General features: G+C 75.2%; 7 protein-coding genes and 1 pseudogene. 2 read left to right on the top strand and 6 right to left on the bottom strand.

Annotated features, from left to right (window positions below; translation table 11 throughout):
• The 4 genes and pseudogenes from ACFV0G_RS28815 to ACFV0G_RS28800 form a co-directional block, all read right to left on the bottom strand.
• A pseudogene (locus ACFV0G_RS28815) lies at positions 1-555 on the bottom strand (hypothetical protein); the annotation flags it as partial.
• On the bottom strand, positions 552-1733 hold the full coding sequence (alr, locus tag ACFV0G_RS28810) for an alanine racemase (RefSeq protein ID WP_380554260.1): 1182 nt from the start codon (positions 1731-1733) through the stop codon (positions 552-554). The pseudogene ACFV0G_RS28815 and the gene alr, both read right to left, overlap by 4 nt.
• A gap of 148 nt (positions 1734-1881) precedes the next feature.
• Positions 1882-3333, bottom strand: coding sequence for an NAD(P)H-hydrate dehydratase (locus tag ACFV0G_RS28805; protein WP_380554257.1), 1452 nt, complete (start codon positions 3331-3333; stop codon positions 1882-1884).
• A 48-nt stretch (positions 3334-3381) separates the two neighbouring features.
• Entirely contained in the window at positions 3382-3750 is a 369-nt protein-coding gene (locus ACFV0G_RS28800; protein WP_380554254.1) for a holo-ACP synthase, read from the bottom strand.
• A 57-nt stretch (positions 3751-3807) separates the two neighbouring features.
• On the opposite strand from ACFV0G_RS28800, the gene ACFV0G_RS28795 reads away from it, so the two are divergent.
• The gene (locus ACFV0G_RS28795) at positions 3808-4206 is read left to right on the top strand and encodes a Uma2 family endonuclease (protein ID WP_380554251.1); all 399 of its coding nucleotides are present in this window, start codon (positions 3808-3810) and stop codon (positions 4204-4206) included.
• 40 nt (positions 4207-4246) lie between these two features.
• On the opposite strand, the gene glmS is transcribed toward ACFV0G_RS28795, so the two are convergent.
• Complete coding sequence (gene glmS / locus ACFV0G_RS28790; RefSeq protein WP_380554248.1) at positions 4247-6103, bottom strand: glutamine--fructose-6-phosphate transaminase (isomerizing); 1857 nt, start codon at positions 6101-6103, stop codon at positions 4247-4249.
• 121 nt (positions 6104-6224) lie between these two features.
• Here glmS and coaA point away from each other — a divergent pair, with 121 nt between their 5' ends.
• Positions 6225-7217, top strand: coding sequence for a type I pantothenate kinase (coaA, locus tag ACFV0G_RS28785; RefSeq protein ID WP_380554245.1), 993 nt, complete (start codon positions 6225-6227; stop codon positions 7215-7217).
• A gap of 79 nt (positions 7218-7296) precedes the next feature.
• On the opposite strand, the gene glmM is transcribed toward coaA, so the two are convergent.
• A partial coding sequence (gene glmM / locus ACFV0G_RS28780; protein WP_380554242.1) for a phosphoglucosamine mutase occupies positions 7297-8586 on the bottom strand: 1290 nt, incomplete at its 5' end.

Raw genomic sequence — 8586 nt, 5'->3', positions numbered from 1 at the left:
CGGGGGCCCCCCGGGCTCGCGCCCGCTCCCGGGGTGGCCCCTGCCCCGGGGGCACCCCCCCCGGGGGCGGGGGGGGCCCGGGGGGGGGGGCCGCCCGCGCGGCGCCGGGCGGGCCCCGGCCAGTGCGCCGCCGCCGAGCAGGCCCGGCAGTCCGGCGCGGTCCACCGCGGGGGTGCCGCGCCGGCGGGCGAACCAGCCGCGCCGGCCCCGGCCGTCCGGCTCCGGCACCGCGGCCGGCTCGGGCGCACCGTCCTCCGGCCCGGGCCAGCCGACCCCGTCCAGCTCGACGTAGAGCTCGGTGCCGTCCGGGGCGGCCACGGTGCGCGGCCGGCCGCGCAGCGATCCGTACGGGGCGGCGGCGTCCAGTTCCTCGCGGGCCCGGCGGCGCATCGACCGGCCGACGGTGAGGCGCTCTATCGCGACGCCGGCGGCGGCCCCGGCCGCCACCACGCCCAGCGAGATGCCGATCAGCCCGGCACGGCTGACACCGGCCGAGGCCGTGCCGGCGGCCTTGGCCACGGCGGCCACCGGATTGCCGGGGACGGGTTCGGTCATGGGGTCGAGGCGCCCACGTAGCGGCGGGGCACCCGGGAGCCGATCCGGGTGATGATCTCGTAGCTGAGGGTGCCGCAGGCCCGGCCCCAGTCCTCGGCGGTGGGCTCGCCGTGCTCGCCGCTGCCGAAGACCCGGACCTCCTCGCCCACCTCGGGGGCGTCGCCGCCGAGGTCCACCACGAACTGGTCCATCGCGACCCGGCCGGCGACCGTGCGCCACTTGCCGCCGATCTGGACGGGCCCGGTGTTGGAGGCGTGCCGGGGGATACCGTCGGCGTACCCGACCGGGACGAGCCCGAGGGTGGTGTCGCCGGGTGTCGTGTAGTGGTGCCCGTAGCTGACGCCGTGCCCGCCGGGCACCTGCTTGACCAGGGCCAGCCGGGTGGTCAGCGACATCACCGGGCGCAGCCCGAAGTCGGCGGGGGTGCCGACGTCCGGCACCGGGGAGAGGCCGTACATGGCCAGGCCCGGCCGGACGAGGTCGTAGTGGGACTGCGGCAGCAGCAGGGTCGCCGGGGAGTTCGCCAGGTGGCGGACCTCGGGGCGGACCCCGGCGGCCTCGGCGTGCGCGACGGCGGACGCGAAGGCGTCCAGCTGAACCTGGATGGACGGGTGCCCGGGCTCGTCCGCGGCGGCGAAGTGCGACCAGAGGCCGACCACCTCGACCATGCCCTCGGCCTGGGCGCGCAGCGCGGCGGCGACCAGCTCCGGCCAGTCGTGCGGCTGGCAGCCGTTGCGGCCCAGCCCGGTGTCGGCCTTGAGGTGGATGCGGCCGGGCACGCCGGTCGCCCGGACGGCGTCGAGCAGCTCGTCCAGGGCCCAGCGGCCGCTGACCGACACGTCGACGTGCGAGCGCAGCGCCTGCTCCCAGGGGCCGCCCGGCGTCCAGAGCCAGCACAGGATGCGGGCCTCGCGCGGGCCGATCCCGGCGGCGCGCAGGGCGAGCGCCTCCTCGGGGGTGGCGGTGCCGAGCCAGCGGACGCCCGCGGCGACCGCCTCGCGGGCGCACGGCAGCGCGCCGTGGCCGTAGGCGTCCGCCTTCACCACGGCCATCAGCGCGGCATCGGTGCGGGCGCCCAGTGCGGCGAGGTTCTCGCGCAGGGCGGACAGGTCGATGGCGGCCTCGGCCCGTACCCCGTGGGTGAGGGCCGTCGTCCCGGTCGTCTTCGCAGTGGTCATCGCGTATCAGTCTCCCAGACCGGCGCCGGTGCCCGGCCCACGGCCCCGGCGGGCCGCGGTGGTCATCCCGGAAAGACGCGTGAAACGGAGTATCCGGTTCCGCGACCGCGGAAGGAAAGACCGACACCGGCACCGGGCCGGGGCCGGCCTACCCGTCGCCGGCGCGGACCGCCCGCCAGACCGCCGGCAGCGCCGCGGCGACCTCCGGGGCGGTGACCGGGGCGCCGTCGGCCGCGCGGCGACCGGCCAGGCCGTGCAGGTAGGCGGCGACCGAGGCGGCGTCCAGCGGGGCGAGCCCGGCCGCCAGCAGCGAGCCGGCCAGCCCCGCCAGCACGTCGCCGCTGCCCGCGGTGGCCAGCCAGGAGGTCCCGGTCGGGTTCACCCGGACGGCGCCGCCCGGGTCGGCCACGACCGTGGTCGAGCCCTTGAGCAGCACGGTGGCGCGGTACGCGGCGGCCAGTCGGCGCGAGGTGGCGAGCCGGGTCGCGGCGAGGTCGTCCGCGGCCGGCGGCGGGCCGTCGAAGGCCCCGGCGAGCAGCCGGGCCGCCTCCCCGGTGTGCGGGGTGAGCAGGACGGGCGCCCGCCGCCCGGCGAGTGCGCCCGGGCCGAGCCGGGCCAGCTCGGTCAGGCCGTCGGCGTCCACCAGCACCGGCACGTCCGCGGCCAGCGCCTCGGCGAGGGCCCGCGCGGCGCCGTCCCCGCCGCCCGGTCCGGCCACCCACGCCTGGACCTTCCCGGCCCCGGCCGGCCCGCCGTCGGTCACCAGCGTCTCGGGGAAGCGCCGCACCACCTCCGCGGCCGCGGTGCCGGCGTACCGCACCGCACCGGCGCCGCCGTGCAGCGCGCCCGCGACGGCCAGCACCGCCGCCCCGGGGTAGCGCGCCGAGCCGGCCGCCACGCCGACCACCCCGCGGCGGTACTTGTCGCTCTCGGCGGCCGGCACCGGCAGCAGCCGGGCCACGTCCGCGTGCTGCAGCACCGACACCGCGGCCTCCGGCGTCTCCAGCCCGATCCCGACCAGCTGCAGCGCGCCCGCGTACCCGGCGCCCGGGTCGATCAGCAGGCCCGGCTTGTACGTGCCGAAGCAGACCGTCACGTCCGCCCGCAGGGCCGCACCGGGCACCTCCCCGGTGTCCGGGTCGACGCCGCTGGGCACGTCCACCGCCACCACCCGGCCCCGCCGCGGCAGCGTCGCGAACGGCTGCGCCTGCGGCCGCAGGCCGCCCCGGCCGCCGATCCCGACGATGCCGTCCAGCACCAGGTCGGCGGCGGAGAAGGCGGCCCGGTCGTCGGTCACCCGCCCGCCCGCGGCCAGCAGGGCGGCCAGGCCTGCCGCGTGCGCCTTCCCGGGCGACAGCAGCAGGGCCTCCACCCGGGCGCCGCGGCGGGCCAGCCGGGCGCCCGCGTACAGGGCGTCACCGCCGTTGTCGCCGCTGCCCGCCAGGACCAGTACCCGGGCGCCGTAGACCCGGGGCAGCAGGCGGGCGCAGGTGGCCGCCAGGCCGGCCGCGGCGCGCTGCATCAGCGCCCCGTCGGGCAGACGGGCCATCAGGGCGGCCTCGGCGGCGCGGACCTGTTCGACGGTGTGCGCGTGGCGCATGCCAGCCCTCCCGGGGCAGCTCGGTCGGCGGGCGGGTCCGGCGGCCCGTCAGCCTTCGGCGATCACTACCGCCGACGCTACGCCCGCGTCGTGACTCAGCGACACGTGCCACGACCGCACGCCGAGTTCGGCGGCGCGGGCGGCGACCGTACCGGTGACCCGCAGCACCGGCCGGCCGGAGTCCTCGGTGTGCACCTCGGCGTCCGTCCAGTGCAGGCCGGCGGGCGCGCCCAGCGCCTTCGCGAGCGCCTCCTTGGCGGCGAACCGGGCCGCCAGCGAGGCGATGCCGCGGCGCGCGCCGGAGGGCAGGTGCAGTTCCGCCGGGGTGAACAGCCGGTCCGCCAGGTTCGGGGTGCGCTCCAGCGACGCCTCGAACCGCCCGATCTCCGCGACGTCGATGCCGACCCCGATGATCACCCTCAGCACTCCTTCGCGACACCGGCCGTTGCCGGGGACTGTACGGCACACTTTCGAGTGAGAACCGCTTCGAGCCCCCTCCGGTGTCGGTCCGTACGCCTACCGTGTGCCACGGCACCGATCGGCAGGAGGGAGAAGGGCCATGGTCGCCATGCCGGCCGTCGAGCACCCGCTGCCTGCGGACGACGTGCTGCGGACACCTCCTGGAGCTGGAAACCCCGCCGGGCCGAGATCACGTCGACCCGTCCGCAGAAGGACCGCGAGGCCAAACGCCTCGGCTATGCCGCCGCCGGCATCCCCTGCTGCCTGCTGATCGACCGGGACGAGGGGCAGGCCACGCTCTTCACCGACCCGGCGGACGGCGACTACACCGCGCACGTCCAGGTCTCCTTCGGCAAGCCGCTCGACCTGCCCGCGCCGTTCTCCTTCGCGCTCGACACAGAGCCCCTGCGGTAGCGCGAGGCTGCCGCAGGGGCTCCGGCCGGAGCGGGGCCGGCTACTCGACGGTGACCGACTTCGCCAGGTTGCGCGGCTGGTCCACCTCGTGGCCCTTGGCGGTGGCGAGCTCGCAGGCGAAGACCTGCAGCGGCACGGTCGACACCAGCGGCTGGAGCAGCGTCGGGGTGACCGGGATGCGGATCAGGTGGTCCGCGTACGGCACGACGGCCTCGTCGCCCTCCTCGGCGATCACGATGGTCCGCGCGCCGCGGGCCCGGATCTCCTGGATGTTGGAGACGATCTTGTCGTGCAGGATCGAGCGCCCGCGCGGCGACGGGACGACCACGACGACCGGCAGGCCCTCCTCGATCAGGGCGATCGGGCCGTGCTTGAGCTCGCCGGCGGCGAAGCCCTCGGCGTGCATGTACGCCAGCTCCTTGAGCTTCAGCGCGCCCTCCAGGGCGACCGGGAAGCCCACGTGGCGGCCGAGGAAGAGCACCGAGCGGGCGTCGGCCAGCGAACGGGCCAGCTCGCGGACGGGCTCCATGGTCTCCAGCACCTGCTCCACCTGCTTCGGCGCGTCGCCGAGCTCGCGGATGATGGTGAAGATCTCGTCGCCCCACTTGGTGCCGCGGACCTGGCCCAGGTAGAGGGCGACCAGGTAGCAGGCGACCAGCTGGGTCAGGAACGCCTTGGTCGAGGCGACCGCCACCTCGGGGCCGGCGTGGGTGTACAGCACCGCGTCGGACTCGCGCGGGATGGTCGAGCCGTTGGTGTTGCAGATCGCCAGCACCTTGGCGCCCTGCTCGCGGGCGTGCCGCAGCGCCATCAGGGTGTCCATGGTCTCGCCGGACTGCGAGATGGCGATGACCAGGGTGCGGTCGTCCATGATCGGGTCGCGGTAGCGGAACTCCGAGGCGACCTCGACCTCGCAGGGGATGCGGGTCCAGTGCTCGATCGCGTACTTGGCGATCATGCCGGCGTGGAAGGCGGTGCCGCAGGCCACGATGACGACCTTGTCGACCTCGCGCAGCACCTGGTCCGGGATGCGCAGCTCGTCGAGGGTGAGCCGGCCGTCGGTGCCGATCCGGCCGAGGAGGGTGTCGGCGACGGCCTTCGGCTGCTCGGCGATCTCCTTGAGCATGAAGTAGTCGTAGCCGCCCTTCTCGGCGGCGGAGGCGTCCCAGTCGACGTGGTACTCACGGACCTCGGCCGGGTTGCCGTGGAAGTCGGTCACCGTGACGCCCTCGCGGCGCAGCTCGACGACCTGGTCCTGACCGAGCTCGACCGCCTCGCGGGTGTGCGCGATGAACGCGGCGACGTCCGAGGCGAGGAAGTTCTCGCCCTCACCGCGGCCGACCACCAGCGGGGAGTTGCGGCGGGCGCCGACCACCACGTCGGGGGCGTCGGCGTGCACCGCCACCAGGGTGAACGCGCCGTCCAGCTGGCGGCAGACCGCCCGCATGGCCTCGGCCAGGTCGCCGTCGTAGGCCTCGGCGAGGAGGTGGGCGACGACCTCGGTGTCGGTCTCGGAGCGCAGGGTGTGGCCGCGCTCGGCGATCTCGGCGCGCAGCTGCGCGAAGTTCTCGATGATGCCGTTGTGGACGACGGCGACCTTGCGGTCGTCGTCCAGGTGGGGGTGGGCGTTGGCGTCCGTGGGGCCGCCGTGGGTCGCCCAGCGGGTGTGGCCGATGCCCGTGGTGCCGGCCGGGAGAGGGTTCTCGGCCAGCGACTTCTGAAGGTTGGCGAGCTTGCCCGCCCGCTTGTCCGTGGTGAGGCTCCACTGCCCGTCGGGCCCCTGGGTCTGCACTGCCACACCGGCGGAGTCGTACCCCCGGTACTCCAGCCGTTGCAGGCCCGCGATCACTACGTCCAGGGCCGACTGGGACCCCACATATCCAACGATTCCGCACATGCGTGCCAGCATATGCGGCGTTCTGCACCCCCCGTTCCCCCCGGCGCTCACCGCGGCCGTGGCCGGCCGCCACCTAGCGTGACCGACACCACAGGACCCGGGAGGGCCGCTTCCGACGACAATGGAGGATGTGCTGACCGAACTCTGTACGCGGGGCGCCCCCTCAGTGCCCACCCCCTCCCCGTACGTGGATCTGGACCGGGCCGAGTGGAGCGCCCTGCGCGAGCGCACCCCGCTGCCGCTGACCGCCGAAGAGGTGGAGCGGCTGCGCGGCCTGGGCACCGCCCTCGACCTCGACGAGGTCCGGGACGTCTACCTGCCGCTGTCCCGGCTGCTGAACCTCTACATCCACGCCACCCACGAGCTGCGGGGCGCGGTCGGCACCTTCCTGGACACCCCGGACACCGAGCGCACCCGGACGCCGTTCGTCATCGGCGTCGCCGGCTCGGTCGCGGTCGGCAAGTCCACCACCGCGCGCCTGCTGAAGGCGCTGCTGGCCCGCTGGCCGGAGCACCCGCGGGTGGAACTGGTCACCACCGACGGCTTCCTGCTCCCCAACGCCGAGCTGCGCCGGCGCGGCCTGATGGCCCGCAAGGGCTTCCCCGAGTCGTACGACCGGCGGGCGCTGATGCGCTTCGTCGCGGACGTGAAGGCGGGCAAGGAGCGGGTGACCGCCCCGGTCTACTCGCACCTGGTCTACGACATCGTGCCGGACGAGCAACTCACCGTGGAGCGGCCGGACATCCTGATCGTGGAGGGCCTGAACGTCCTCCAGCCGGCCATGCCCGGCAACGACGGCCGGACCAGGCTCGCGGTGGCCGACTACTTCGACTTCTCGATCTACGTCGACGCCCGCACCGACGACATCGAGCACTGGTACCTGGACCGGTTCCGCAAACTCCGCGAGACCGCCTTCCAGGACCCGAACTCCTACTTCCGCCGGTTCACCGAGGTGCCGGAGGAGGAGGCCATGGACTACGGCCGGCAGGTCTGGCGCACCATCAACAAGCCCAACCTGCTGGAGAACGTACTGCCGACCCGCGGCCGGGCCACCCTGGTGCTGCAGAAGGGCCAGGACCACAAGGTCCGCCGCGCGCTGCTGCGCAAGCTCTGACCCGGCCTCAGCACACCGACAGGCCCCGGGGGATCACTCCCCCGGGGCCCGCGGCGTACGACTGCGCCGCGGCCGCGGATCAGCCGAGGTGGGTGCGCACGGCGGCCGCCAGGCGGTTCGCCACCGCCTTGGCCTGCACCTCGTCGGCGGCCTCCACCATGACCCGCACCAGCGGCTCGGTGCCGGACTTGCGCAGCAGCACCCGTCCGGTGGAGCCGAGTTCGGCCTCGGCCTCGGCGACCGCGGCGGCGAGCTCGGCGCAGGTGTCGACCCGGCTCTTGTCGACGCCCTTGACGTTGATCAGTATCTGGGGCAGCCGGGTCATCACCGCGGCCAGGTCGGCCAGCGACTGCTTGGTGGCGGCCAGCCGCGCGCCGAGCATCAGGCCGGTGAGGGTGCCGTCGCCGGTGGTCGCGTGGTCGAGCAGGATGACGTGGCCGGACTGCTCGCCGCCGAGGGCGAAGCCGTGCTGCTTCATCTCTTCCAGCACGTAGCGGTCGCCGACCGCGGTCTGCACCAGGTCGATGCCCTCGCGCTCCATGGCGAGCTTGAAGCCCAGGTTGGACATCACGGTGGCCACGGCCGTGTTGCCGCGCAGGGTGCCGGCCTCCTTCATGGCGACCGCGAGGATGGCGATGATCTGGTCGCCGTCGACCTCGTTGCCGTCCGCGTCGGCGGCCAGGCAGCGGTCGGCGTCGCCGTCGAGCGCCACGCCGAAGTCGGCGCGGTGCTCCTTCATCGCGACCCGCAGCTTGTCCAGGTGCGTGGAGCCGACGCCGTCGTTGATGTTGAGGCCGTTCGGCTCGGCGCCCAGCGTATAGACGACCTCGGCGCCGGCCCGGGCGAAGGCCTCCGGGGCGACCCGGGCGGCGGCGCCGTGCGCGCCGTCGATGACCACCCGGATGCCGTCGAGGCGGTTCGGGAGGACGGCGACCAGGTGGGCGACGTACTTGTCGAAGCCCTCGGTGTACTGGCGGACCCGGCCGACCGCGGCGCCGGTGGGGCGCTTCCAGTCCTCGTCGGCACCGACCCCGTAGCGGCGGTAGTGCTCCTCGATGGCGTCCTCGATGGCGTCGTCCAGCTTGTGGCCGCCGCGGGCGAGGAACTTGATGCCGTTGTCGGGCATCGCGTTGTGGCTGGCCGAGAGCATCACGCCGAAGTCGGCGCCGAGCGCGCCGGTCAGGTAGGCGACGGCGGGCGTGGGCAGCACGCCGACCCGCAGGACGTCGACGCCGGCGCTGGCCAGGCCGGCGATCACGGCGGCCTCCAGGAACTCGCCGGAGGCCCGCGGGTCGCGGCCGACGACGGCGACCGGCCGGTGCCCCACGAACGCACCCGCGTCACCGAGCACGAGCGCCGCGGCGACCGA

The sequence above is a fragment of the Kitasatospora sp. NPDC059571 genome, assembly GCF_042735675.1.
Lineage (GTDB): Bacteria > Actinomycetota > Actinomycetes > Streptomycetales > Streptomycetaceae > Kitasatospora.
This window is presented reverse-complemented; position numbering and strand designations above follow the sequence as displayed.